Source organism: Bradyrhizobium cosmicum (assembly GCF_032290525.1).
In the GTDB taxonomy this organism is placed as follows: Bacteria; Pseudomonadota; Alphaproteobacteria; order Rhizobiales; family Xanthobacteraceae; genus Bradyrhizobium; species Bradyrhizobium cosmicum_A.
In genome coordinates this window covers 1-24938 of record NZ_JASXTA010000005.1, presented here as the reverse complement: position 1 = coordinate 24938, position 24938 = coordinate 1, and the positions used below count along the sequence as shown (strand labels likewise).

General features: G+C 62.0%; 23 protein-coding genes. 7 read left to right on the top strand and 16 right to left on the bottom strand.

Annotated features, from left to right (window positions below; genetic code table 11):
* Positions 1-68 precede the first annotated feature (68 nt).
* From QSV46_RS10610 to QSV46_RS10580, 7 genes are all read right to left on the bottom strand, one after another.
* A complete protein-coding gene (locus tag QSV46_RS10610; protein WP_314950032.1) occupies positions 69-2258 on the bottom strand; it encodes a TonB-dependent siderophore receptor in 2190 nt (729 codons plus the stop codon).
* 525 nt (positions 2259-2783) lie between these two features.
* Positions 2784-3365: a TetR/AcrR family transcriptional regulator gene (locus QSV46_RS10605; protein WP_314950031.1), complete on the bottom strand. Its 582-nt coding sequence runs from the start codon at positions 3363-3365 to the stop codon at positions 2784-2786.
* 32 nt (positions 3366-3397) lie between these two features.
* Positions 3398-3889, bottom strand: a complete 492-nt coding sequence (locus QSV46_RS10600) for a DUF302 domain-containing protein (protein WP_314950030.1) — start codon at positions 3887-3889, stop codon at positions 3398-3400.
* 68 nt (positions 3890-3957) lie between these two features.
* On the bottom strand, positions 3958-5424 hold the full coding sequence (locus QSV46_RS10595; protein WP_314950029.1) for an amidase family protein: 1467 nt from the start codon (positions 5422-5424) through the stop codon (positions 3958-3960).
* Between the two features lie 563 nt (positions 5425-5987).
* Entirely contained in the window at positions 5988-6392 is a 405-nt protein-coding gene (locus QSV46_RS10590) for a nuclear transport factor 2 family protein (RefSeq protein ID WP_314950028.1), read from the bottom strand.
* A 1-nt stretch (position 6393) separates the two neighbouring features.
* Complete coding sequence (locus QSV46_RS10585; RefSeq protein ID WP_314950026.1) at positions 6394-7290, bottom strand: MBL fold metallo-hydrolase; 897 nt, start codon at positions 7288-7290, stop codon at positions 6394-6396.
* Positions 7291-7362: 72 nt separating this feature from the next.
* Positions 7363-8007, bottom strand: a complete 645-nt coding sequence (locus tag QSV46_RS10580) for a DsbA family protein (RefSeq protein ID WP_314950024.1) — start codon at positions 8005-8007, stop codon at positions 7363-7365.
* Between the two features lie 109 nt (positions 8008-8116).
* Between QSV46_RS10580 and QSV46_RS10575 the strand changes: the two genes are divergently transcribed.
* Positions 8117-9016 (top strand): LysR family transcriptional regulator, encoded by a 900-nt coding sequence (locus tag QSV46_RS10575; protein ID WP_314950022.1) that lies wholly within the window; start codon positions 8117-8119, stop codon positions 9014-9016.
* Between the two features lie 15 nt (positions 9017-9031).
* On the opposite strand, the gene QSV46_RS10570 is transcribed toward QSV46_RS10575, so the two are convergent.
* Together QSV46_RS10570 and QSV46_RS10565 are read right to left on the bottom strand one after the other, a co-directional pair.
* Complete coding sequence (locus tag QSV46_RS10570) at positions 9032-9934, bottom strand: HNH endonuclease (RefSeq protein ID WP_314950021.1); 903 nt, start codon at positions 9932-9934, stop codon at positions 9032-9034.
* A 148-nt stretch (positions 9935-10082) separates the two neighbouring features.
* The gene (locus QSV46_RS10565) at positions 10083-10979 is read right to left on the bottom strand and encodes a LysR family transcriptional regulator (protein WP_314950019.1); all 897 of its coding nucleotides are present in this window, start codon (positions 10977-10979) and stop codon (positions 10083-10085) included.
* 266 nt (positions 10980-11245) lie between these two features.
* Between QSV46_RS10565 and QSV46_RS10560 the strand changes: the two genes are divergently transcribed.
* Complete coding sequence (locus QSV46_RS10560; protein WP_314950929.1) at positions 11246-11980, top strand: SDR family NAD(P)-dependent oxidoreductase; 735 nt, start codon at positions 11246-11248, stop codon at positions 11978-11980.
* A 16-nt stretch (positions 11981-11996) separates the two neighbouring features.
* The gene (locus QSV46_RS10555) at positions 11997-12590 is read left to right on the top strand and encodes an NADPH-dependent F420 reductase (RefSeq protein ID WP_409997164.1); all 594 of its coding nucleotides are present in this window, start codon (positions 11997-11999) and stop codon (positions 12588-12590) included.
* Between the two features lie 140 nt (positions 12591-12730).
* Here the strand turns inward: QSV46_RS10555 and QSV46_RS10550 are convergent, their stop codons facing one another.
* The 6 genes from QSV46_RS10550 to QSV46_RS10525 all read right to left on the bottom strand — a co-directional run bounded on the left by QSV46_RS10550 (position 12731) and on the right by QSV46_RS10525 (position 15238).
* Positions 12731-13114 carry a hypothetical protein gene (locus tag QSV46_RS10550; RefSeq protein WP_314950015.1) on the bottom strand — a complete coding sequence of 128 codons (384 nt, stop codon included), beginning with the start codon at positions 13112-13114 and terminating at the stop codon, positions 12731-12733.
* Positions 13114-13266 carry an integrase gene (locus tag QSV46_RS41400; RefSeq protein ID WP_409997163.1) on the bottom strand — a complete coding sequence of 51 codons (153 nt, stop codon included), beginning with the start codon at positions 13264-13266 and terminating at the stop codon, positions 13114-13116. Before QSV46_RS41400 ends, QSV46_RS10550 begins: the two co-directional genes overlap by 1 nt.
* 480 nt (positions 13267-13746) lie before the next feature.
* Positions 13747-14124, bottom strand: coding sequence for a hypothetical protein (locus QSV46_RS10540; protein ID WP_314950014.1), 378 nt, complete (start codon positions 14122-14124; stop codon positions 13747-13749).
* Between the two features lie 17 nt (positions 14125-14141).
* Positions 14142-14393, bottom strand: a complete 252-nt coding sequence (locus tag QSV46_RS10535; protein ID WP_314950012.1) for a hypothetical protein — start codon at positions 14391-14393, stop codon at positions 14142-14144.
* Complete coding sequence (locus tag QSV46_RS10530; protein ID WP_314950010.1) at positions 14362-14946, bottom strand: hypothetical protein; 585 nt, start codon at positions 14944-14946, stop codon at positions 14362-14364. Before QSV46_RS10530 ends, QSV46_RS10535 begins: the two co-directional genes overlap by 32 nt.
* On the bottom strand, positions 14912-15238 hold the full coding sequence (locus QSV46_RS10525) for a hypothetical protein (RefSeq protein ID WP_314950008.1): 327 nt from the start codon (positions 15236-15238) through the stop codon (positions 14912-14914). The genes QSV46_RS10530 and QSV46_RS10525 overlap by 35 nt, the downstream gene beginning before the upstream one ends.
* 667 nt (positions 15239-15905) lie before the next feature.
* Between QSV46_RS10525 and QSV46_RS10520 the strand changes: the two genes are divergently transcribed.
* The 4 genes from QSV46_RS10520 to QSV46_RS10505 all read left to right on the top strand — a co-directional run bounded on the left by QSV46_RS10520 (position 15906) and on the right by QSV46_RS10505 (position 22532).
* On the top strand, positions 15906-17582 hold the full coding sequence (locus QSV46_RS10520) for a TolC family outer membrane protein (protein WP_314950006.1): 1677 nt from the start codon (positions 15906-15908) through the stop codon (positions 17580-17582).
* A 266-nt stretch (positions 17583-17848) separates the two neighbouring features.
* Entirely contained in the window at positions 17849-20035 is a 2187-nt protein-coding gene (locus tag QSV46_RS10515) for a type I secretion system permease/ATPase (protein WP_314950926.1), read from the top strand.
* A complete protein-coding gene (locus QSV46_RS10510; RefSeq protein WP_314950005.1) occupies positions 20025-21275 on the top strand; it encodes an HlyD family type I secretion periplasmic adaptor subunit in 1251 nt (416 codons plus the stop codon). The genes QSV46_RS10515 and QSV46_RS10510 overlap by 11 nt, the downstream gene beginning before the upstream one ends.
* A gap of 216 nt (positions 21276-21491) precedes the next feature.
* Positions 21492-22532: a transglutaminase-like cysteine peptidase gene (locus QSV46_RS10505; protein ID WP_314950003.1), complete on the top strand. Its 1041-nt coding sequence runs from the start codon at positions 21492-21494 to the stop codon at positions 22530-22532.
* Between the two features lie 61 nt (positions 22533-22593).
* Here the strand turns inward: QSV46_RS10505 and QSV46_RS10500 are convergent.
* Positions 22594-24938 (bottom strand): beta strand repeat-containing protein (locus tag QSV46_RS10500; protein ID WP_314950002.1); only part of this gene is annotated, 2345 nt, incomplete at its 5' end.

The following is a 24938-nucleotide window of genomic DNA, read 5'->3' as shown; positions in this document are numbered from 1 at the left end:
GGAGTGGCGGACATCCAGCGTTTGCGCCGGGGTGCTACGCGATGATCAGGACCGCGGAGGGCCCTCGCCTACCAACGCGCTGTTGCGCTCCCCAGCACGGTTCGCCCTTGCGTGAACGCGCAGGTCCCGCCGTTGCAGATTGGAACGCGCTCATCCGACAAATTGCGCGCATTCATCGCCAGGCGCATGCCGCGATAGTCGTAATGCACCCCGGCGTCAAACGCCGCGATGGCGGGATTTCTGATCGTATTGACCTCGTCCGCCCAGGTCTGCCCGATCCAGCGCGCACCGGCACCGACACCAAAGCCTGCAAGCGGGCCGGTCTGCCAGGTGTAATCGAGGAAGATCGCGGCCTGCTGCAACGGCACGCCGATCGGCACCTTGCCGAGATCAAGGCCATTGCTGCGCGTGACGATGGCATCGGTATAGCTGTAGGACGCGATGCCCTTGAGACCCTCGGCCAATGACAGCACGGCTTCGAGCTCCGCCCCACGCGAACGAACCTGGCCGGTCTGCACCGAGAAAGTGGGAAAGGCCGGATCGACCGTCAGCACATTGTCCTTGGTCAGATTGAACCAGGTGCCTGTGAAGTAACTGTTCCAGCCCAACGGCTGATACTTGATGCCGGCTTCAAGCGATTCACCCGTTGTCGGCGCGAACGGCGTGCCGCCGCGCTGCGGGGCCGTCGTGCCGGTCAGCGGCAGGAACGATGTCGCATAGTTCACATAAGGAGCAAGACCCGACTCGAACAGATACAACAATCCGGCGCGGCCCGTGAACTTGCTGGGCTCGCTATCGCTCGTCAGACCCGTCAGGTCATTGCGGTTCGAAAGCGCGGCAAAATCCTGCCGGCCGCCGACGGTCAGACGCCAGCCGCCCCACGCCATCTGATCTTGTGCGTAGAGCCCGACCTGGCCGAGCGTTTGGCTGTTGCTGCTCATCAGGCCCAGAGGAGTCGTCGGCGCCGAACTGCCATAGACCGGGTTGGTCAGATCGAGCGAAGGCGCCAGGCCCGCATAATAGTCCAGCGTCGTGCCTTGCCGGAAGTAATCAACACCGGCAAGGACCGTGTGCTTGACCGGGCCGGTGACCAGCCTGGCCGCGATCTGATGATCGACGTTGAACGTGTTCAGCCATTCCCGAAACGTCGCCCCGTAGCGGTTGAGCGTGCGGCCGTCGGGCGACAGGCTGAGAGCATCAACCATGTTGCCCTCGAACGACACATGTCCGACCCGGACATGCTGCCGGAACGTCACTGCCTCGTTGAAACGATGTTCGAGCCTGTAACCGATCGAGGCCTGCGACTGCGTGAGCGCGTCGAATGCGGGGTCGCCGAGACGAATATTGGTGACCACGCCCGTCACCGGGTTGCGCAGATAATATGGCCACATCGACGTCTTGCTGCGCTCATATTCGGCCAGCATCGTCAACGTGGTATCCTCGCCCAGCTTGGCGGTAAAGCTCGGGGCAAAAAACACGCGGTCATCCCAGGTTCCGGGAATCTGTGTGCCGCTGTCGCGCACCAGGGCGGTGAAGCGATAGAGCAGCTTGTCATTATCGAGCGCCGGCCCGCTGAAGTCGAAACGTCCCTGATAGCGATCGAAATTGCCGATATCGAGCCCGACCTCGTTGAGCCGCTTCTCGAGGGGCATCTTGCTCACGTAGTTCACCATGCCGCCGGCTTCATTGGCGCCGTACAGGACCGACGATGGACCACGCATCACCTCGATGCGCTCGGCGCCATAGGGTTCGTTGCGGAAATAGGCGAACGAGCCGTTGCCCTGACGCAAGCCGTCCCGATAGTTGCCGTACTGGTTGGCCGCAAATCCGCGGATCAGAAACTGATCGTAGCGCGGGTCGAAGCCGTATGGCTGCGTCTGCACACCGGCGGTGTAGGCCAACGCCTCGCCGACGGTTCGTGCGCCGGTATCGCGAATCTGGTCTTGCGTTACGACCGAGACGGACTGCGGCGTCTCGATCAGTGGCGTATTGGTCTTGGTGCCGGTGGCGCTGCGCGCTGCGACGAAGCCCTGGACCGGGCCGATCGCACTCTGGAGTGTCGTGCTCGACGCCGGAGCCACTGCAACAATCTGCGCCTCCCTGCGCGGATTCGGGCGCCGCGCCGATCGTCGCAGATCGCCTGCGGCACCGGACTGCGCAGTCTGCGCCCGGCGCGCCTGCTGCTGCTTTGGAGCCTCCACCGTGACCGCGGGTAGCTGGGCTTGAGCGTAACTCTTGCCGTCAAGACCTGCATCCAACACCAACAAACTGCAGGTCGCGAAAAAACTCCGCCTCACGGCACTCAAACCCAGCATTCCAATCCCCGGTAAGAAATATCAGCCGCGCACTTATGAGCACACGCAAACGACGAAGCGAAATTGAATGGGTCTAAAGAATGCCGTCTCGCCGCAACTGTGGCATTGCTGCGACTCCGGTTTGGTAGTGCAGCATGCGACAAGTTGTGCGTCGCGCCTCAGCGAATGCACCGGGAAACAATCCCGAACGCTGCGCGAAATAATCCTGCGCGCTGGACTTTCATGCCGGCGACTTCTGATGCCGATCGTCTTCAGCGGACGCTTGGCAGCATTGCCCTTCGGCGCGCTGGCCGCGCACAGCTTCATCAAGATCTAGGCCGTGTACCCATAAATCCGTCGGCGTGACGCGACGAAGGCTACGTCCGCTTATCCCGTTCGCGACCGAGTTGGTGCGGTAGCGCGATATGTCGCGCTAGTCGGAAGCTGACGCCGGTGATCATAGCCCATAGCCTTTCGGAGCTTCCTAACCTAGGGAGATGGAGCTCGCGCCAACTGCAGCGCGGCCTCAACACCGCCTTCCAGGATCTGCTCCGCCTGGACAGTGTCGGGGACGGCCCGCGCGAACTGGAGGGTGCCCACCATGAGGCCGAAGATGGTGGTCGCGCGGCGGCGGCTCGCTGCAGAATCGGCCTCCGGAAGTAATGCGGCCAGCGACGAAACGTAGCTTCGCAGCGCTTTCTCGTAGTCCTGCCGAGTGGACAGGGGCTGGCGGGCGATTTCCGGGAGCAACGCCGCCGAAGGGCACCCTCCCGCCGGGTCTTTGAGGTGAGCGCGGTTGAGGTATCTCCGGATCGCCCCCTCGAGGGCCACGCCCCTCCGCTGATCCTCATCGAGGCGATGTTGTTGGTCGCTGAGCGCGCTCGCCAGCGCCTCGCGAACGAGCGCGTCTTTGGATTCGAAGTGCGGAGAGAATGCGCCTTTGGTCAGGCCGGCCTCGCCCATGATGCCGGCGATCCCAGCGGCGGAGATGCCGTCTCGGCGCATGCACTTCGACGCCACATCGATGATGTGCCGTCGCGTCGCTGCCTTATGACCTTTCTCGAAACGCATCTTCTCTCCACTCCACCAACATCCCGCAGCCGTTAGGCTGCAGCCGCTTCCAACAGGGCTTGGAGGTCGCGATCAAGCTGCTGGGCTACTGCATCGACATTATCGCTGCCAAACTGACCGAAAACGGATGCTGGTCGATCATATTCAAACGCGACACCGCCATCGTCATCCTCGCGCAATAGGACGCGAATGGGCGCATATAGCCCCGCCGACAGTTGATGGCAGGTCATCTTGGACGCGGTGAGCGGATTTCCGATGTCGAACTGGATGGATCGGCGCGTCAGCCCAGCAATAGCCAGGAGTGCCCCATGGTCACGCTGACCGAAAATGGTGGGCGGCGGACCGGCCTCCAACTCTCGCAGCGCGCGCCTGCCTTCACCGTATCGCAGGAGAGTGAAGATCCCGTCGTCGATGCGGGGTGCCAAGGTCGCGAGCTTTGCACGAACCTCCTCGAAAGGCTTTGTTGAGCGGATGGTGACGTGCTCGACCGGAATGGCACGCGTTGAGCGCAGCGCATTGGCCATCTGTTGATCCTCTAATTGGTTGTCGTTGTTTGCAGGTGGCCCCTTCGCCACGCGAAGCGGCCGCTACGTTAGATCGCACTCGACTTGCCGCTCAAGATGCCTTCGATGCTGCGGGCAAGGTTTAGAAGCTCCCGGTCGCGCCCTAAGGGGGCATCCAGCTCGAGCCCAATCGGCAGCCCCGCGCGAGACAAGCCAACAGGAAGGCTTATACCGGGCAGCCCCACGCTGCTTGCCGACACGGTGTGGTTCGCCAAGGCGAGGTAGCTGACTTCCTGCCCCGCGATATGGACGGTCGCCTGCTCCTCGATCAGAGGCGCCGTGCAGGGCGTGGTCGGTTGCAGAATGACCAGCGCCCCATGAGAGACGAACGCCGTGTTGAGCCGGCGCTGGATTTCCGGCCGGCTCACATCGAGCGCAGTCCGATAGGCCTCTGCCGAGGTGGCACCTGCACCAGCCGGCAGTACGATGTGCCCCCACGCCTGCCGAAGTTGGGGCTTAAGGCCCTCGTAAATGGCCTCGAACGTGGTCGGAATGCCATGGCGGCGAAGAAATTCCGAAACTGCGCCCATCGTCTCACGAGCGAAGATGCCCCATGTCGCAGTTTGGACGAGGGAATTGAAGTCTTCGCCAAGGTCTACTTCAACGACCTCGGCGCCGGCCTCCTGCAGCCGCCGAACCACCGCGCGGAAGCGGGTCTCGACCTCGGAGTCCACCAGATCCAGGAACTGTCGCGGCGCGAAGGCCAGCCGGGCTCCCTTCAGGCCGTAGCCGCCGTCGGAGGACTCCGCAGCCCCTTCACCAGTCACGACCTGATCCACCAGAATGCAGTCCTCAACGCTTCGGGCGAATACGCCCGTCGTGTCGAGCGTATGGGAAATCGGCGCAACGCCGTAGCGCGGCCAACGCCCGGTCGTTGGCTTGAAGCCCACGACGCCACAGAACGATGCGGGTACCCGGATGGACCCAACGGTGTCACCGCCCAGGGACGCGGGAACGAGCCCAGCGGCCACGGATGCGGCGGAGCCGCTCGACGAGCCGCCCGACACGCGATCTCGTGCGTGCGGATTCTTCACCTGGCCGTAACGTGCGTTGTGACCGGTCAAGCCGTACGACATCTCGACGAGGTTGTTCTTGCCGAAGACCAAAGCCCCCGCACCCTTAATGGCCCGGACAGCGTCGGCATCTTCGCGCGGCACGAAATGAGAGAGGCCTTCGACGCCCAGGCTGGTAGGCAGTCCTTTCGTCAAATAGCTGTCCTTCACCCCGAGGGGCACGCCAAGGAGCGGGGCCGCCGAGCCGGCCGCACGCGCCTTGTCCGCGTCCCTCGCGGCCTCGAGCACAGCGACCTCGTCGATGGTGATGAAAGCGTTCAGCTCGGCAAGTGCTCGGGCGCGCTGCAGAAGCGCAGTAGTGTAGCCTTCCGACGTGATGTCGCCGTTGCCAACCGCTGCTGCAGCGGCTGCAAGCCCAAGCGAGGTGAGATCTGTGATGTCTCGCGATGCAATCTGGCGTGAAGTGGCGGTCGTGTCTTCCATGAAATCCTCGCAAAAAAGCTGTTTGGTGGCGTCCCGCTGCCGCTAAACAGCCGGCTCAGCTCAATGTCATTACGATCATAATATAAAATTACGATCGTACTTCAATGGTCATTTTCCGTGGAAGGCGGAGCCGCCGGACACATGTACGTGAGGTGCCCAGGTGCCGAATGACGGATACGTCAACAGTTCGAAGAACGACCGTCCGGGAGCAAAGAGTTCTGGTACGTCCTTCATTTGGTCGGGCAATCTGGCCAGCGCGATTGCAGATCCTACGTCACAGTGACGGTGAGCGGCGTTCGTCGGCCGAGCACGATTGGTTTCGACGGGATTTGGTTGATGTCAGCTTCTGCGCGAAAGCGCCGAACAAGGACCGGCCAGGAGGGTTGCGTTCGGCCAGACCCCCGCGATTCAAACTCCCAAACTGGGGTCTCCAATCATGCGCTACGAACTCGCCGACTATGGCTGCGCTTTAATGAGTCCGCGTCCTAGCAGGCGCCCCGAACCAAAATGGGGAGCCCGCATGTCGCGGGCTCCCCTCTTTCGCACATCCCGGCATACGGCCGTTATTGGCCAGCGGGCTGCAGCGCCTTCTGCACGATCGCAGTGTCGACATATTGGGTCATGATGGCGATCTTGCCGTCCCTCAGCTGATAGAGATGCGCGAAATTGGCACGCATGGCCTTGCCCGTCGCCTTATAGGTCCCGGAGTAGACGCCGAAGGCGGCGACGCGGTCGCCGTCTTCGAGATAGGTGTGAACATCGGCGCGGTAGCCGGTCCATTCAGTGGCGAGACGCCGGAACACGCCTGATATGATCGCGTCGGGCCCGACATAGGTGCCCGCGTACGGAAACCCCTCCGCTTCGGTCCACGCGGCATCGGGGGCGAGAGCGGCCAAGAGATTGCGGCCGTTCTCTTCCGACGATGATCCCTCATAGGTGGCGCGGATCAGGTCGAGGTTGCCACCCATCTCAGCCCCACTTCATCTCGCCGGTGGCGACCTTGGCGCCGATGTCGAGCGCAACGCCCATGCCGAGGCCGGGGAAGCGCGCCTCCATCGCCGCCTTGAGCGCTGTGGACTCCTTGGCCTTGGCCAGCTCTTCATCGAACGCTTTCAGGTAGGCGATGGTGTGCTCGACACCGGAGAGGTCGGTCTTCGCATCCACCGAAAGATGGCCGGGCACGACGATCGCCGGCTTGCGCGCCGCGATCTTTTCCAGATTGGCGATCCAGGCGGCACGCAGCTCCCTGGTCGCCGTGTCGGCGGTCCAGACATGGACGCCCGAGAAGATCAGCACGCCGCCGAACACTGCGTCGAGCGAGGGCACGAACAAATAGCGCCGGTTGGCCAGGCCCTCTGCGCTGACGATCTCGATGGTCTCGCCGTCCACGCTGAGCGTCTTGCCGTCGAACGCTGCGGGGATGACCACACCGGCAAGCACCTGCGGCCCGTTCGCCTTGAGCTGCGGCCCCCAGACCGCAAGCTTCTTTTCGACGCTGGCGTTGATGGCCGCCAATGTTGCGGGCGCCGCGATCACGCGGGCCTCGGGGAAGACCGCCTTGATGGCACCGAGGCTGAAATAATAATCCGGGTCCGACTGGCTGATATAGATGGTGGTGAGCTTCTTGCCGGTGGCCTTGATGGCGTCGGCCACAGCCTTGCCATCGGACAGCGTGAAGCCGCCATCGATCAGCACGGCTTCGCTCGGCCCGGACACCAGAACGGGAGCCCGGAAGAAGCCGTTCTGTCCGGCTGGAAAATGCTTCCAGGCGAGGCTGCCTGCGGCATGGCCGAGGCCTGCGGGTGCGAAGAGTGCGGCGGTGCCCGCGGCGAGAGTGGTTTTCATGATGGTTCTCCTTGTCGGCATGTTGGTCTCCTGGTGCTGGTCTGCGATCGCGAAATTCAAGCTGGATGGTCCGGTCTGTGTTGAGTGCGGTGCTCAAGCCGCCTTCAGTCCGCCAATGAGGACGTCCAGGCTGCCGAACAGGGCGCTCGCCTGCACGAGGCGGCGATCATTGCCGGCTCCTACGATCAGGGCCGGAACACCGTTAACGCCGAACCGGCGCATCTCGGCACGCGCAGTCTCGAGGCGCCCGCGGTAAGCGGCGATCAATGCGGCGTCGGGGCTCGCCAGGCGCGCGGCAGCGTCCGGCAAGTTCAACGCGCGCAGCACGTCCGACAAAACGGCGATGTCCGTGCTGTCGCGGCCTTCGACATAGCGGACGAGCTGGAAGGCCTTCAGAGCCGCGAACTCCCGATCAGGCGCCGTGAGCGCAACAGCCGTGAGCGCCAGTGTTGCCGGGCCGGAGTCGAATAGACGCGTGCGGTCGCCCAGCACATCGCGGCGATAGGCTTCGCTGAAGGGCTGGCCGCTCAAGCGCGAAATCCGCTGGTCGTTGCTCCAGGCGTAGGCCGCAAAGCCATCGTCCATCGGACGGGCACCCTCACCGGCGAACAGGCCCGTCGGCGCCAGTGCGACATCGAAATCCGGTCGGGCGACCAGCTGTTCGAGCAGCGTGGAGGCGCCGTAGCACCAGCCGCAGAGCGGATCGAACAGGTAGGTGACGTGAATGGGCGCGGACATGGCGATCTCCTTGAATCGCAATGTGGCACGCGCAAATTGATAGAAAAACATCAACAAAATAAACAGAATGTATGTAATAAACTGACAATAAAATCTCGCCGGGGAGCCAATGAACCTGAACCGACTGGCCTATTTCGCAGCCGTCGTGGACGCCGGATCGTTCACGCGGGCAGCCGAGCGGCTCGGCATCACCAAAGCCGTAGTGAGCCAGCAAGTGGCGCAGCTGGAGCGCGATCTCGGCACCAGCCTGCTCGTGCGCACCACGCGCCGGGTTCATCCGACCGAAGCGGGCCGGATGTTTCATGCGCGCTGCGTCATGATCCTGCGCGAGGCGGAGGACGCCTTCGGCGAGCTCGCCCAGGCAGCCGCTGAGCCGACCGGAATATTGCGGATCACGGCGCCCAACGACTACGGCACGGCCGTCGTTGTCGCCGTCGTCACGGCCTACGCGGCACGCTATGCCAACTGCCGGGTGGAGTTGACGCTCGAAGATCAGACGGTCGATCTCGCCTCAGGCCGGATCGACATGGCGATCCGTGTCGGGTGGCTGGTCGATTCCAGCCTGCAGGCGCGCAAGATCGGCGCGTTCCGGCAATGCCTGGTCGGCGCTCCCGCCTTCAAGGATCGGATCGCCGCCGCGCGCGATCCCGACGACCTCGTGACGCTGCCGTTCATCGCCAACATGGCGCTGCGCGAGCCGCTGCTGTGGCAGTTCTCGCGCGGTGATCTCGACCGACGCGCCCTGCGGCTGCAAGCGAGCATTGCGATCGACACGACGCCGGGGGTGCTCGCGGCAGTGCTTGCGGGGGGCGGCCTTTCGGTGCTGCCGGATTTCCTGGTGGCCGACGATCTCGCGGCCGGGCGCCTCATTCACATCCTGCCGCAGTGGCAACTGCCATCCGGCGGCATCCACACGGTCTACCCCGCGGCTCGCTTCCGTCCGCCCAAGGTGACAGCGTTCGTGGAGATGTTGATCGCGGCTCAGCGACGGGCGGGTTCGGTCGTATGACCCGCATCGCTTTGCCTATTGTTTGAAACAATGGTCGCGGTGCCACTTCAAAAAGTGTGGATGTGGCCGATCCGACGCCCGACGCGGCGCAAGGGCCCGCCCGGTCTTGTTGATGATCGATTGCACGCCATCCAGATCATTTGTCTGGCGCGAGATCAATATCTCCAAATCATCCGCAAAGCTGATGAGACCACGATCAAACATCCAATGAGCGGTGCCCGAAAGAGCAATCCCATTACTGATGATGTCCGGCCCGTTTGCCTCCACGGGTCGTATGTGAGCCGCCGCGACCTCCGCGCGCCCCATTCCATTGATGAGCTTGAGGCCGGTGACGGCGCAACGCTCTTCATAGGCACGCAGCACGATCCGCCGGAAAACTCGATCACGCAGGATTTTCGATATCGTCACGCTAACACGGTCGCGCTGCTGCTCAACCGCGAATGGCACCTGCGGCTGATCGTTAAGATCGAGCAGCGGGAGGTCGCCGTCGCGCCGCGGCAGCACCGGCGCGTTCTCCGCAAAACCAAGCTCGCATATTCTATTGAAATCGTCCGGAGAGATTGGGCGGACTGCGGACTGAGCGCGTCCTGAAATCCGTCCCTGCTCGTTGAGGACGCCGCGCTCTACTGGACCTGTCGGTCCGTTGAAAGGGACCGGATTGGCAAAATCGAGATAGCTTCCCGGTTCAATTAAAGCGAAATACATCCCAGAAGTACCGGGATCGGGAATAACCTGCTGAACCCGTGCAATTGCAAAATAACCGCGCGTTTCAGCGACTTTGCTCGGTTCGTAATATACTATCCAATCGCCGATGCAGGCTTCAACGCGATGAAGATATTGACTGGGAAATTGGTATTGCTCAGCGGGACTGTCATCGTAGATCGAGTCCAATCGATGGATGAATACTCCAAATCCCATGACCTAAGCGGCGCTGCCTCTCCAGGAAACAACATCCAGCGCTGCTGGACGAATAGCAGTCACCACCCTGCTCCCACTCTATTCTTATCAAGCACGATAACGCATCGATCTGTCGAGGCCAACCTTTCCGGCAGCGACCTGCCTAGCGTCAGTCGCGCGATACCGACAACCCTGCGAGAAGCGGCGCGTAGGCGGCGAGACGGCGGGATACGAACTCGGTGAACAGCCGCACACGCTTGGTCTTGCGTGTCTCCCCCTGTGTGAGGAGCCAGAGCGTTCCGTACATGTGCAGGTCGGTGCCCGGCACCCTCGCCAGCATTGGGTCGGCATCGCCGACGAAGCACGGCAAGGTCGTGATCCCCAGACCTTGCCGGACAGCTGCGATCTGCGCCCCGGCGTCCGAGGTCCTGAATGGAACGCCCGTGGTGCGAACCTCGCCCGCGCCGGCCCAGTCCGGGATGCCGTGCATGCTGATGACGATCCACCGGATGGGATCTGGCGCGCCCGCGCGCCACGCGGCCAGTCGATCCCTGGACATGTAGACGGCGCCGAATAGCTCCGGCCCCTTCACGCCGTGAAGATTGAGCGGCAGGGTTTTGCGGTCGTAGACGACGCGGATCGCGACGTCGGCCTCCCGGTTGGTCAGATTGACCAGCTCGCCGAACGACAGGATGTCCATCTCGATATCAGGATGCAGGCGCGCGAAATCGGCGAAGTCCGGCATCAGCAGGTGTGTCGCCAGCGGCGGCGCCAGCGTTACCCGCAGACGTCCGCGCACGCTCTGGTCGCGCCCGAAGACGCGCGTCTCCAGCTGGTGCGACGAGGCTTCCATCTGGTCCGCGAATTCGAGGACCTCCTCGCCCGCCTCCGTCAGGCGGTAGCCCGAAGGCAGCTTTTCGAACATCTGGACGCCGAGGCGTTCCTCGAGCTGGGCGATGCGCCGCAGCACGGTCGCGTGGTTCACGCCGAGGCGCTCGGCGGCAGCCCGCACCGAGCCGCCGCGCGCGACGGCGAGAAAATAGCGAACGTCATCCCAGTCGATCATGGTGCAATCCCGCACCGGAGGGTGCGCCTTCCAAGGCCGTATCCAACGCCTCGTACAGCAATACAGCCGGTCATCATAGCCTGGTGCTCGCAAGCACTGCCCAATTCCGAAATGGCGGACACCGATCATCGCGGCCGGTGCGGCCGGATCGATTTCGCACCACCGATGTGCGCTTTTCCGCACTCAATGCCCCGCGCCTGCAGACCTATGTCGAGGTTCTCGGGGGCGTCCCCGAACAACCGAAGACGGAGTCTGAAAGAGAAGTCATGAGAAAGCTTGAGGGTAAGGTTGCAGTCATCACGGGTGGTTCGAGCGGCATGGCGCTGGCGAGCGCCAAGCGGTTCGTGGAAGAAGGCGCTTACGTCTTCATCACGGGACGGAGACAGGAGGCGCTGGACGAGGCCGTCAAGCTGATCGGCGGGAATGTGACCGGTGTGCGCGGCGACGCGGCCAATCTCGACGACCTCGACCGCCTGTTCGATACGGTCAAGCGGATCAAAGGCAGGATCGACGTCCTGTACGCGAGCGCCGGCATCGGCGACGCCGTCCCCCTCGGCGAGATTACCGAGCAGCACTTCGATGCGGCCTTCGACCTGAATACGCGCGGCACGCTGTTCACGGTCCAGAAGGCGCTGCCGCTGTTTGGCGATGGCGGATCGATCTTCATGACCGGGTCGGTTGCTTCGGTGAAAGGTTTTCCTGGTTACGGCGTCTATGCGGCGAGCAAGGCGGCGTTGCGCTCGTTCGCGCGCACCTGGCTCAACGAACTGAAAGGCCGGAATATCCGCGTGAACGTGCTGAGCCCGGGGCCGATCGCCACACCGATGCAGGACCAGGTTCTCACCGAGGAAGCCAAGCGGATGTTCGAATCCCTGATCCCGCGGGGAAAGATGGGGCGTCCTGAGGAAATTGCGGCGGTCGCGCTGTTTCTTGCTTCGGACGATTCGAGCTTCGTGAATGGGGTGGAGCTGTCCGTCGACGGCGGCTTTTCGGCCATCTGAAAATAGGAGAAACATCATGAGCCACGCAATCATTGGATTCGGCAAGATCGGCCAGGCCCTCGCCCATGCCTTCGCCCGCAAGAACATCGAGGTAACAGTCGCGAGCCGCCGGCCGCCCGAGGCGTTGGCGCCGCAGGCTCGGGCGATTGGCCCCACGGTTGTCTCCAAGTCGCTGCGGGAAGCGCTGGAGGCCGACACGATCATCCTGGCGGTCCCGTTCGCCGAGCATCGCGAGGTTGCGAAGGCCCTGCCGAGCTGGAAAGGCAAGACGATCATCGACGCGACAAACGGGTTTGGAGAAGAGCTGGACGGTCTTCTGTCCTCCGCCGTCGTCGCGAAGGCGTTCACCGGCGCCGGGCTCGTGAAAGGCTTCAATCATCTGATTGCAGCCACCTTGGCGACCGATCCGGTCGTCGAGGGCGGCCACCGGGTCGTCTTCCTGTCTGGTGACGACGAGGACGCAATCGCTCCCGTGGCGGCTTTGGCCAAACAACTCGGCTTCGCACCCGTCAAGCTCGGAAAGCTCAACGAGGGCGGCGCGCTGGTGCACGCACGCGGCCGCACCTGGGGCCAGCTCATCTTCCAGGATTTGATCAGGAAGGAGCAGTAATCGATCTAGGACCGTGTGATCGACGTCGAGAGCCGGTCGCGCGCGCCAACTTCTTCGAGCAGCGCGCGACCGAATATTTGAGGGAGTTACGTGGTGCGCTGCGGGTCAATTACAGTTCTTGAGCTTTCGGTGCAGCCGGATCACTTTTTAGTCGTGCCGTCAGATGGCTGCCCTGCCGACCCGTCGATTTTCTTCGAGACCACGTAGATATCGACGCCGCTCATCGAGCATTCCTCGCTTGATGCTTGGTTTTTCGTGATGACCTCGATCTTCTTGCCGTCCTTGGTGTGAAACGTGATATCGTAAACCTGCTGGTAGAGGTCTTTGCCGATCTTTTCGGATGCGAGACGAACGGCCTTGGTCTGCGCCTCGATCACTGATGGGATATCAATCAGGCCGGCATTCTTGAGGTGCGTGAGGGCCATGTTCGTCGGCCAACTCGCGCAGTCCGGAGACTTCGCCAGAGCCGCCGTAGCCGGCATAGCAAGTATTGCGGCCACCACCACTTTCAACGCGGCGCGCATCAGTGCACCACCTTGATGGTGTGGTCGCCACTTTCAGAGATCTGCTTGCGTCCATGGATGGGCAGGACGGCAACGTACATGCCGTCGCGGTCGCCGCGCTTGTAAAGCTTCTTGCCAGGCTTGAGCTTCTGAAGTCCCGCATCGGTCAACAAGGTATTCTCCGTTCGTTCGCCGCCAGATACCATCATGGACCATGATGGTACAGAACCGACCGAAACGGAGCCCCTAAAAACCTGCCCTCGACAGTACCAGCAAATATGGCGAGATCGGGCGCGGCGGAGTGATACAGAAATGTTATGCCTAAATCCTTGTAGTTCATGAGTTACCCGTCATTTTTACCAGTGCATGCCGTCTCACTTAGTCTCTAGGTCGATATTACGGTGTTGATCTCCAAGCACAAATCCTTGGAGCTGACGGACAAATCCCGCGGCGCATCCGTCGCAACTTTTCGGCCTTGAATTCACAGGAAAATTTGGGTGACGCTGAGGGGTGGCACCTTCAGCAAGTATCGGAATCAATCGGGGCACTAGACGGACTCAAACTTGGAAGAGCCTCCTCTTGGGCTTTCCCCGACGTGCGGCAGATACCGTCATCGCCAGGCCTTACGCGCCGACAGCGCGTCGCCTGACGGCCTACAGCGACGCGGGCGCCTGGAGAGCTATCCGCTGAAGGTACTTCAGCTTGAGTTCGAGCGACGGCCCCTTCCCGTACTTAGGCTTGTAGGTCTTGTGACCCATGAGGTTGTCGATCAGGCTGTCCGGCGCTTCGGCGGCGATCAGTCGGTCCTTGAAGCTGTGCCGCAGCGAATAGACGGTGTGATCCTTGGTCGGGCGAAGATCATTGTTCAGAAGAAACTTGTTCACCACGGCCGACAGATTGGACGACTTGTCGCGATAGCGCGGAAATCCCTGTGGCCTCTTCTTCATCGCGGCTAGCGCCGCACCGACCAACGGGATTTCGCGCTGGGAATCGGCAGTCTTCAGGCGGCGTCCCTCGGGCAGGATCTTCACATACGGGATCGGAGCTTTCAGGACGATGGCTGAATGAACTCGGTATCGTACGGAACACGGGGCCGCTCGATCTCGCCCTTCAGGCGCAGGCCGCAGAAGATGTCCTCCAGGCCCAGACGACGACGTGTGCTGACCTTGATGTGGCTCAGCTGGCCGATATCCTTGTTGGCGGTCTTGGGTTCGGACTCGCCTTCAATCACCCGGCCGCGCCACAATTCGCAGTAATTGATGCCATCGTCAGACGTGATCTCGAAGTGCGGCGCGCGCACCGTTGTCGTTTGCGAGCCCGGCATTGACGAGCGCTTCCAAACGCTCAAGCCGCGCTTCGGGTGCTGCCTTCAGGAGTTGCTGGTTCTCGATGTAGTCAAAGCCAAGCGCACGTGCCTGGCGCCGGGCGGTTTCATAACTGTTGAGATGTGCCTTATGCCCGCCAGCAAGGCTGCTCCAGAACATCTCAAGCTGTTCATTGAGCTGCTCCGCAACGCGTGCAGCGCGATGTCCCGCGCGATCATCGGCGATGCGAATGCGCGTCGAATGCTTGATGACGCCACGCCGATCGAGCTTCTTGAACTCACTCGGTACGCGCCGAACGAAATGCCATGCGCCATTACGCCGTATGAGAAAATTCGGGCATTCAGAAAATCGTGTTGGACGGAATGTTGGAAGTTTTCTGGAACCTAGGGCGAAAAGTCCATGTAACTCGGGACGTTGCGGAATTTCTGGGAAAATTCGGGAACGTTTGGAGCGGGTGAAGCGCTCCGGTTCGAAATGGTGATCGCGCCCTGACTTAGCGAGAGGGAGGATCCGCTGAATTTCCGTCACCCTCGTCTCGGCGGCGCTTTCTGATGAATGCCGCGATGGCATCGTAAGCTTGCAGCAACGGCGGGGTCAGAGAAAAGAAGGAGCCGAGCGCGACGGCAATGATTGCATGCCGAAGCGAAAAACCTTCATCCGCTTCGACCAGTCGGCTGTTCGGATTGATCAATGCTGGCGACAGGTCGCTCTGTCGACTCTCGGCATTCGACCTCCGCGGCTTTCGCGGCGGCATCATGATCACGACGAAGAGAACATTTATCAGCAGCCAAATGCCGAGAACAATGAACAGGGTGCGCATCGGAAATCCGAAAAAATACAGTTGGAAAAATCAGTCACGTCGATTCTACGTATGCTCGTTCACGCCTCCGTCACAATCATCCAGGTGCTCTGCCGTAGCAAGCAGAAAGCGCATTTCCCTCCCTTCGTGAGAGCAATCTTGGCCACCAAGGAGGCGCGGCGGGCATCGCGCCGTTTCAACCGAACGGCCGATAATCAAGCAATCCCGCCGGATTATGGTTCCTTGCGCGGCATCGGCTGCACCTGCTTGCAACGTTGGTCGTGATGACGCCGGGGCAGCGGGCTAACGCGGAATGGTCGGTTGGCTCGACGCCCGGCTTGTGTTCGCCAATGACGGATCGTCGCTCGGCGGGACGGCATCGTGCGGCATGGCCCGGGTCGACAACCGTCCCGAGGACATACTCCGAAGACACAAAACGGCACGGGAGGCGCTTGAATCTCCGTCGCACTGAAGGGGCAAAAAGGTGGCGCCGCTTTCCTCTGCCCCCGGCGATGCAGGTATTATTACACCTAAACAGCGGTTTCGAACGTGGCAGAAAAGCGACAACCCGCATATTTGCACAGTTTTCCCGCATTGTGCCTAGCTTGTGGGATCAGTCCTTGCGAAGCTTCAGGCAATTTCATGGGGGGGCCCCCGACCGAATTTTCGGGAGCGGGCGGAGGTCAAATTGTTCAAGCACACAATTTTCGTTTTTACTGCATTGGCTCTGGCTCCTTGCGGCAGCGCATCGGCCGAGCCGTTCTCCATTAATGACGCGTTGAAGCAGGCGGTGCGCACCAATCCTGGAGTCGGTGAATCGTCGGCCAACCGCCGCGCCACCGAGAGCGAACTTCGACAGACCCAGAGCACGCTGCTTCCGCAGGTGCGCGTAGAAGCGCGCTGGGGCCCCGAAAAATTCGACCAGAGCGCGGCCGTGACAACCGGCACCGCCCTGCCCGTTCCGATCGCCGGAAATGGCTCCTGGCGCAACGGATCGCAGGAATCCGTCGTCGTCCGGCAGATCTTGTTCGATGGCTTCGCCTCGATCCACGACATCTGGCGACAGACGGCGCGCGTCAACGCAGCGGCTTTCCGCGTTCGCGAGCGCACCGAATTGATCGCTCTGGACGCAGCGGAAGCCTATGTCGACGTCGTCCGCTATCTGCGACTGGTGGCGCTCAGCGAGCAGAACGTCGCCAACCACGAGAAGATATTCGCCAACGTCAACACGCGCTTTTCCGGCGGTCGCGCCGGCGAAGGTGATCTCGAACAGGCCCGCGAACGAGTTGAAAATGCGCGCGCGGCGCTCTCTGAATTCCGCCGGAGCCTGGAAGAGTCCCGCGCCAGGTACCGCAAGGTCGTCGGAATCGAACCCATCAATCTTCGTTTCCCGGGACCGCTCGGCGGCTTGCCGAGAACCCGCGACGAGGCGCTTGCAACTACGGTACGATTCAATCCCACCATTCAGGCCGCGCAGGCCGACGCCGATGCGGCAAAGCATGCGTTTCGCGTGACCGACGGCGCTTTTGTTCCGACCTTCTCGCTTGAGGGCCGAGCAACACACAGCGACAATACGTACCCCTACCTTGGCGTTACTCACGACGACTATAGCGGCAAGGTCGTCATGTCCTGGGATGTCTTCCGCGGCGGTCAGGATGTCTGGCGACGGACTGAGATGTCCGAGCGCTACGTCGAAAGCACGGCACGACATGCACGCCTTCAGCGCGATGCAATCGAATCCATCGACAAGGCCTGGGCTGCGCGGACGGAAACCGTGACACGGATCGCCGCGCTGACGCGACAGCTCGAGGCTGATCGCAAGACGATCGCGGCATTCCAAAAGGAATATGAGCTTGGCCAGCGTTCGCTGATCGACCTTTTGAATGCACAGAACCAGTATTTCAACGCGTTGGTTTCGTTGACTTCGGCTCGCGGCGTCGTGGTGTTCGCCGACTACCAGCTTTTGGCGGCGATGGGCACGTTGCTCGAATATCTGAAAGCTCCGCCCCCTGTTGATGCAGCACCGATGGATCTTGGGATTTTCGGAACGCCCGACTACAGGGCGCCGACGCTGCGCGTGAAGCTGCCCCAGACCGGCTCCGAACCGCTGAACGTCCCCGTGCCTGCACCGGAACGGGTTCCCGCCCGTCTGGGCTACGCGAGCGAAGCGCCCGAACCTGATGCGTTCAAGCACAGATGGCCGTCGCGATCCAATCTGGCGGGCCTGGTGGGAGCGTCCGAATGGATCACGCAGCAGCGAAGCACCAACGATCCAGTCATACTGCAAACCTCTCCCGTGACCGCATACACAGCCGATAGAAAGCCGCATTGGCTGGCGACGGCATTCGAGCCGATTCAAAAATAGTCCCAACTCCACAAGGTGCAGTCGGTCCGTGATCGGCAAAAGGCAATTCGAAGATTAACCTTTAGTCGTGCTTTTGCCGATTAACCAAATGATTCAGTGCGCTTTCCGCTATGCTGGAATGACGGTTCGCTTTTCGCTCCGTATTATTTCATTTTGGACATTCGCATTTGTTGTTTCGAGCATCCGAGTCAACGCGCACGCATGGCCACTCCGTTGCAGAGCGAGCCGTTGCGTTTGAACCGAAGCAAGTAACGGGTCGCCTCGAAATCGACGACCCACTTGCATCATCGCTCATCTACCTGGCGTCGTACCACGGCCGTGCCGTCAGCCGTGACGCACTCCTTGGCGGACTGCCGATCCTGGATGGTCGGTTGTCGGTTCCGCTCTATGACCGCGCGGCGCAACGCGCGGGCCTCCAGACCGAAGCCGTCAAACGCGACATTGCCAATATTCCCGCGCTGGTGCTGCCGGCCGTCCTCATCATGAAGAATGGGACGACACTGATCCTCCTGGAGTTCGACAAATCCGGAAGCAATGTCAAAGTCCTCGATCCGTCCCCGACGAACAATATCCCTCAGCTTCAGGCGATCCAGACCATCTCGGCGGGCTACACCGGATACGCATTCTTCGTCAGGGCTACGGTCGAAAGCAATGCACGCGTCGTCGCTGCCGGCGACCTGCCGCGAAGCCATTGGTTCTGGTCGGTGGTCAAGGTTAATTGGCGCAGCTACGGTCATATCGCGCTTGCCGCCTTTCTGATCAATATGCTGGCGCTGGCGACGCCCCTTTTCACAATGAGCGTCTATGACCGCGTCGTTCCCAATGGCGCGCTTCCTTCGCTGATTGCCCTGTCGATCGGAATGGGACTGGCGATTGCGTTCGACTTCATCTTCCGAACCGTTCGCAGCCGCATGATCGATGTCACCGGCAAGACGATCGACGTAATCCTCGCCGCCAACATCTTCGAGCATGTGATGGCGGTGAAGATGGCGCAGCGTCCCGCCTCGGTGGGCATTCTCGCCAATCAGTTGCGCGACTTCGATTCAGTTCGCGAGTTCTTCACGTCCGGCAGCGTGGTATCCGCGACAGATCTGCTGTTTGCAATGCTGTTTGTCGGGATCCTCTTCGTCATCGCCGGGCCGCTGGCCTGGATCCCTCTGGTGATGTTGCCGGTCATGCTCCTGATCGGCCTGGCACTGCAGCGCCCGCTGAACCGGGCCATGAAACGCCAGCAGGCCGAAGCTGCGGCACGCCATGGCGTGCTGGTCGAATCGCTGTCCGGCCTCGAGACCATACGGGCGACCGGCGCCGAATCCCGCATGCAAACGGCTTGGGAGCGATCCGTCGCAGCAACGGCCCGCTCCGGCGAAGACGTCCATTTCTGGGCCTCGCTCGCGCTTACGAGCGCCAATACGGCCCAGCAGCTCACCAGCCTCGCGCTGATCGTCGTCGGCGTATTCCTCATACTCGACGGAAAGCTCACGGTCGGAGCGCTGGTAGCGGCAAACATGCTGGCGGGACGTGTTCTAGCTCCGATCGCCGGGATCGCGTCAGTGATCACGCGCGGAACGCAAACGCTGAGTTCGCTAAAGGCCATCGATCGCATCATGTCGCTGGAGCGCGAGAGATCCCCTGCGCGTGCCTATGTCTCCCGGCAAATCCGCGACGGCGCGATCGCTTTCGACGGCGTCAGTTTCACCTACCCCAATGCGCCCGGCAAGGCCCTCGACAAGGTATCCTTCAAGATCGAAGGCGGCGAGAAGGTCGGCATCATCGGACGTATTGGCTCCGGCAAGACAACCGTCGGGCGGCTTCTGCTCGGCTTCTATGAAGCGCAGGAGGGCCGCATCCTCGTCGATGGCGTCGATTCGCGGCAATACGATCCATCCGACCTGCGGTCGGGCGTTGGCTTTGCGATGCAGGACACCGAACTGTTCTTCGGAAAGCTGCGCGATAATATCGCGCTGGGAAAGCCCGAGGCAACCGACGAGGAAGTTCTGGCCGCGGCACGGCTGGCGGGCGTCGAGGCGTTCGTCGCGGGCCATCCCATGGGCTACGACATGCCCATTTCGGAAGGTGGCCGGAGCCTCTCGGGCGGCCAGAAGCAGGCAATCGGCCTTGCGCGCGTGCTCATCAGGAAGCCGCGAATTTTGTTTCTCGACGAACCAACCGCCCACTTCGACATTCGCAGCGAAGCCGAATTTCTCGATCGCCTGAGGACGCTGCGCGAAGCGCAGATCACAATCGTGATCTCGACGCATCGCCTTTCGCTGCTGAACATGGTCGACCGCCTCCTGCTGTTCGATAACGGCCGACTGGTCGCCGACGGCCCCCGCGACAAGGTTCTCGCGCTGCTGCAGGGCAAGCCGGCGCCATCGACGCCGAGCCAGGACCAGATGCCGGCGGCTGCCGAGCAACCCGCCTCACCCATGGCCAGATCCAATGTCGTCTGATTTCGCATTCGCCAACGATGTTCGGGCCGCCGCCGCGCTTCGCGCGCCGCGGACCTCCCGCATGCTGCTCGTAGCATCCCTTGCCATGCTCGCCGCGTTCCTGACCTGGGCTCATTTCGCCGTGCTGGACGAGGTCAAGCGAGGCAATGGCCGCGTTGTGCCCGCACGTCAGATGCAGGTGGTGCAGTCGCTCGAAGGCGGGATCGTCGGCGATATCCTCATCCAGGAGGGAGCGATCGTCCAGCAGGGCCAATCCCTGATGCGCATCGACGACACGAAATTTGCCTCTGAATTCGGTGAGATCAGGGAACGGCGAGCTGCCATGGCGGCCCGTGTCACCAGACTAGAGGCCGAAGCCAGAGGAAAGGGCGAGCTGATTTTTCCCGACCGGCTTGACCAGGTGGTGCCCGCGGCCGTGGCCACGGAAAGCAGTGTGTTCAAGATGCGCGCGCAGAAACTGGCGCAAGATGTCGACGTTCTGAACCAGCAGGTCACCCGGCTCGGGGGGACACTCAAACTGCTGGATCGGGAGCTGGCGTTGACCCGCAAGCTGTACGAGCAAAAAGTGGTGCCGGAAATCGAGATGTTGCGGCTCGACCGCCAGGCGACCGAGATGAGAGGACAACTCGCGGAGGCCCAATCCAAGATCGCGAGCACGGTCTCTTCCTTCCGCTCCCAGGCGGACGAAGATCTTGCGAAGTCCAAGGGCGATCTGGCCGTGCTCGATGAAAACATCAAATCAGCGCAGGACCGGGTCCGACGAACCGACCTCAAGGCGCCCGTGCACGGGATCGTCAACAAGTTGAACGTGACCACCGTGGGGGCCGTCGTGCAGCCCGGGGCCAACGTGATGGACATCGTCCCCCTCGACGATACGCTGCTGGTCGAAGGCCGCATCAAGCCCCAAGACATCGCCTTCATTCGGCCCGGCCAGGACGCCGTGGTGAAGATCTCGGCCTACGATTCGTCCGTTTATGGCTCGCTGAAGGGCAAGGTCGAGCGTATCAGTGCCGATACGATCGTCGACGACAAGGCCGAGAAGACGCCGGAACGCCAGGAGAGCTTCTACCGCGTCATGGTGCGGACAGAGAAGAACCACCTCGGCACGGAGCAGAAGCCGCTCCCGATCATTCCCGGCATGGTCGCGACGGTCGAGGTGCTGACCGGCGAGAAGTCGGTTCTCGATTATCTGGTGAGGCCGGCCCGTACGCTACGCGACGAAGCCCTGCGCGAGCGTTGAGCCCTCGGCAAGGTTAACGCCGCGCAAAGATCGCGGCGACAATTTGCCGGTCCCTCGAAGCGCGGGATAGACCGTCTTTGCGACAAGGCTCCTGCCTCCGCCTCCGCTTTAACCTCGTCTAAGCGTCGCGGACCTCAGTCTCGATCCGACAACAGGATCGGGGCGTGGATCGACGCAATAGACGTTGACGACGCTCCCGGCGCAGGGACGTCGTCTATGACACCGCATTGGGAATTGCAGCGGGAACGCCTGTGCGCACTTGGCGTGGGGCTGGTTACATTGATCGTTGCCGGCGTGACATCGCCTGCCCGGGCCGATGACGGCTTGACCCAGAACAGCTTGGCTGATCACGGCTTGGCTCAGGACGCCCAGGATACTCTCGCACCCGGCATCGACGCGGCAGCGCGCGCACCTGCAACGTTCTTTCGCATCAACGACGTGCTGGCGAAGCTCGATGCCATGCGCGGCCGTGGGCCGAATGCAGTCCGCGTCGCGGCGCTGACGCCTTCCAACATCGCGACCGACGCGGCCCCTGAGCCCAGGCCCTTGCCGGGGAAGGGCGACGAGCCGTTTGGCCTCTTCACCTTCCGGGCGCCCGAAGGCCTCTTGTGGCAGAAATGGCGGGGCCTCGAGACCAAGTTGAACCGGGACGCAGAGACACTGAAACGGTGCCAGACCGACGCCGGCGATTGCCCTTCCAACGCCGCCCAGTTCCTGCGCTTGATCGGCGCCGTCAAATCGAAATCGGGGCGCGCGAGGCTCGATGAGGCCAATCGCGCCGTCAACATGGTCGTCCGCTACGTGAGCGACTACGCGCAGCACGGCGAAGCCGATCGCTGGAGCTCGCCGCTGGAGACCTTCGCGACGGCAAAGGGTGATTGCGAGGATTATGCAATCGCGAAATACGTCGCACTGCGCGAGGCCGGATTCCCGCGCGAAGATCTGCGGCTCGTGCTGGTCCGCGACCGCGCCGTGCGGCAGGACCACGCCGTGCTCGCCGCGCGCCTCGACGGACAGTGGCTCGTGCTTGACAACCGCCGCTCCGAGCTGATCGAGGATTCAGGGGCGACGAACCTGGCCCCGCTGTTCGCCATCGACCACGCCGGCGTCCACCTGTTCGCCGCCCCCTACGCTCAGCGCCAGTTCGCCGCGTCCACAGAGGCTGCGCCGGCAGCCAGTGGTGAACGGGCTGAATGGGGCGACACGGACATCGCCGCGGGCGGGTCCTGGCCGGGCGCGCTCCCGCTGCTGATGTGAGACGAATGGAAAGCGGCTCTTATCGAGCCGCTTTCCGGTGCCGTCAGCCTTTGCCGGAAGACTAGGCCTGCGCGGCGTGATTCACCTGCAGGTCGTTGTCGATGAACAGCGTCGCCGCAGGGCCGGCGGTCGAGACCCATTGATGGAAGACCTGCCCTCCCGACGAGGTAAAGGTCGTTGCGGTCTCGGTGAAGTTGGTGAGCTGGACGTCATCACCTGTCGATCCGATGACGAAGAGTGTGTTGGCCGTGCCCGTCTGGCCGTTGATCGCCCCTGCGCCGCCCGTGAAGGCAACCACATTGGCAGCGGTCAGCCCGTGCAGTTCGGTGCCAAATGAACTGCTGGCGGACGCCTCCGCGGTGAGCAGAATCGCTTCCAAGTTGGTCAGGTTCTCAGTCGACAGGTCGACGTCATACAGCTGCACACCGCCGGTGAGGTGCGAATTGGCGGAGGAGAGAGCGCCGGTCGGCGCGCCGCTGACCTGGAAGGAGGTGTTGTAGATCGCTCCGTCATCGATACGAAGAATGTCGAACCCGGCGCCACCATTGACGCTGGTGTCGTTCGTATCGAACACGATGACGTCGTTCTTGACGCCGCCAGTGATGACGTCGGCGCCGGCGCCACCGTTCAGGAACGTATTTCCGGCTCCACCGACCAAGGTGTCATTGCCGTCAAATCCATAGACGTAGTTGCCGTTGACGCCGGTGCCGGTCAGCGGGTTATTGGCAGCGCTGGATCCATCTTGCGAATTCACATAGGTGTCGGCGTTGTGGGCACCGTCAGGCACGATCTCCGATGTCAGCGCTTCAGCGGTGTTGCCACTGAGCAAGTATTCGATCTTGGTTGTAACGCCGGCACTGTCCTTGACCATCGCAACGTTGTTCAACGTGAAATCGGTCACGTTGACCTGGCTCGTCGCGGTAAAGGCGGCTTCCATGACGACCTCGAACGTATGCGAGCCGGTGATATTGAAGCCCGCGTCGCCGGCGAAGGTCGATGCCTGGCCAGTGCCCTGGAATGTCATAAGCTGCGCGAACGCATCCAGAGGCTGCGCCTCGTCGATAAAGCTGAGAATCGCTTCCTGAACATTGCTGTTCGTGTTGGTCTTGAAGGCGCCAGCCAACAGCCTGGCGGCCGGAATGGCCGTGCTGTCCAGGAACGTAGCGATGTTGTCGCTGGTCACGTCGGCGTTGACGGCACCCACGCCCCCGCCGGAGAGAATGGCTTCCGTCGATGTTGCGGTGACACTGAAGTTCAGGTTGTCCGGCAGCGTTCCCGTCAGCGGCGCCGTCACGGCGAAGCTTAGATCGATTGTCGCCGTCTGGCCTGCGTTCGGGTTCAGGGCTGCATCATTGGGAACGATGATGTGGATATTGCCGGTTCCGCTGCTGTAGGTGTAGCTGAAGCTTGTGCTGATACCGTTGTATGTGCCGGTAATGGTCCCGCTGGCCGCGAGAGCTGCCGTGAACCCGGTCTGTAGGTGGATATCCAGTACGTGGGTCTCCGACCCGTCGTGCACGTCCCCAAACGTCGTCTTGATCTGCAGCGACCCGGTCTCGCCATTGCTGAATGCCGAGTTGGTGTCACTGGCCGAGTCCTTCACAAAGATGATATGCGACTGGCCGGTTACTGGCGCGGGCGCATCCGCAACGGCGTCGACGTAGATGATACCCGGCGTTGCCGCGCTGGTGGACGTCGTAGCCCCCTGCGCGGCCGTCGCCGTCATCGAAACCGTGGCGTCCACGTCGCTGTTGAGAGGCGGCGACATGAGCACCGCCGCCGTCACGGCCGCACCATCGGCAGCACCGGCGATATTGATGGTCAGCACACCGCTATTGAACGAGGCGCTGCTGACCGAAGCAGTGCCACCGCCTCCCGTGAGCGCGATGTTGGCAGCCGTCGCGTCCACATTCCATCCGGTGAGACCGGAAACAACGATCTGCGTGACGTGCGAGCTGCTGCCGACGGTCGCCGTGAACTGGATTCCCTCTTGCGTGTCTTCGGGCAGGCCGTTGTTCGGCCCAACGGAGACCGTCGGGGAATAGACGACTGGAACGGACGTCGTCCCCGTGGTGAGCAACTGCTCATATTGCGCAGCGCCGCCGACACTATTGATGGAATCGACGATCGAGCCCTGGCTGGTAATCTCCGCATCCGTATACGTTCTGGTAACCGAGCCGCTGCTCGCATTCGCGCCGATTATGACGTGCTCACCATTGCTCAACAGCACATCCAGTGGCGAATTCGGGGTAAACGGGCTCAATCCGCTCGACAGCGTCACAATATAAGTGATCGAACCGCCGAATTCCGAGACGGTCGTGCTGGAGGTCGTCAGCGTCGCCGTCACCGGATCGCTGTCATCGGTGATCGTCGTCGTCACCGTCGCCGGGTTGGTGACGAGGTTCT

Excerpts from the sequence above, each read along its gene's own strand:
- QSV46_RS10605 (WP_314950031.1), bottom strand. The coding sequence starts at position 3,365 with ATGCGTTTCGAGAAAGGTCATAAGGCAGCGACGCGACGGCACATCATC.
- QSV46_RS10600 (WP_314950030.1), bottom strand. The coding sequence starts at position 3,889 with ATGGCCAATGCGCTGCGCTCAACGCGTGCCATTCCGGTCGAGCACGTC.
- QSV46_RS10595 (WP_314950029.1), bottom strand. The coding sequence starts at position 5,424 with ATGGAAGACACGACCGCCACTTCACGCCAGATTGCATCGCGAGACATC.
- QSV46_RS10590 (WP_314950028.1), bottom strand. The coding sequence starts at position 6,392 with ATGGGTGGCAACCTCGACCTGATCCGCGCCACCTATGAGGGATCATCG.
- QSV46_RS10585 (WP_314950026.1), bottom strand. The coding sequence starts at position 7,290 with ATGCCGACAAGGAGAACCATCATGAAAACCACTCTCGCCGCGGGCACC.
- QSV46_RS10580 (WP_314950024.1), bottom strand. The coding sequence starts at position 8,007 with ATGTCCGCGCCCATTCACGTCACCTACCTGTTCGATCCGCTCTGCGGC.
- QSV46_RS10575 (WP_314950022.1), top strand. The coding sequence starts at position 8,117 with ATGAACCTGAACCGACTGGCCTATTTCGCAGCCGTCGTGGACGCCGGA.
- QSV46_RS10570 (WP_314950021.1), bottom strand. The coding sequence starts at position 9,934 with ATGGGATTTGGAGTATTCATCCATCGATTGGACTCGATCTACGATGAC.
- QSV46_RS10565 (WP_314950019.1), bottom strand. The coding sequence starts at position 10,979 with ATGATCGACTGGGATGACGTTCGCTATTTTCTCGCCGTCGCGCGCGGC.
- QSV46_RS10560 (WP_314950929.1), top strand. The coding sequence starts at position 11,246 with ATGAGAAAGCTTGAGGGTAAGGTTGCAGTCATCACGGGTGGTTCGAGC.
- QSV46_RS10555 (WP_409997164.1), top strand. The coding sequence starts at position 11,997 with ATGAGCCACGCAATCATTGGATTCGGCAAGATCGGCCAGGCCCTCGCC.
- QSV46_RS10550 (WP_314950015.1), bottom strand. The coding sequence starts at position 13,114 with ATGCGCGCCGCGTTGAAAGTGGTGGTGGCCGCAATACTTGCTATGCCG.
- QSV46_RS10525 (WP_314950008.1), bottom strand. The coding sequence starts at position 15,238 with ATGCGCACCCTGTTCATTGTTCTCGGCATTTGGCTGCTGATAAATGTT.
- QSV46_RS10510 (WP_314950005.1), top strand. The coding sequence starts at position 20,025 with ATGTCGTCTGATTTCGCATTCGCCAACGATGTTCGGGCCGCCGCCGCG.
- QSV46_RS10505 (WP_314950003.1), top strand. The coding sequence starts at position 21,492 with ATGACACCGCATTGGGAATTGCAGCGGGAACGCCTGTGCGCACTTGGC.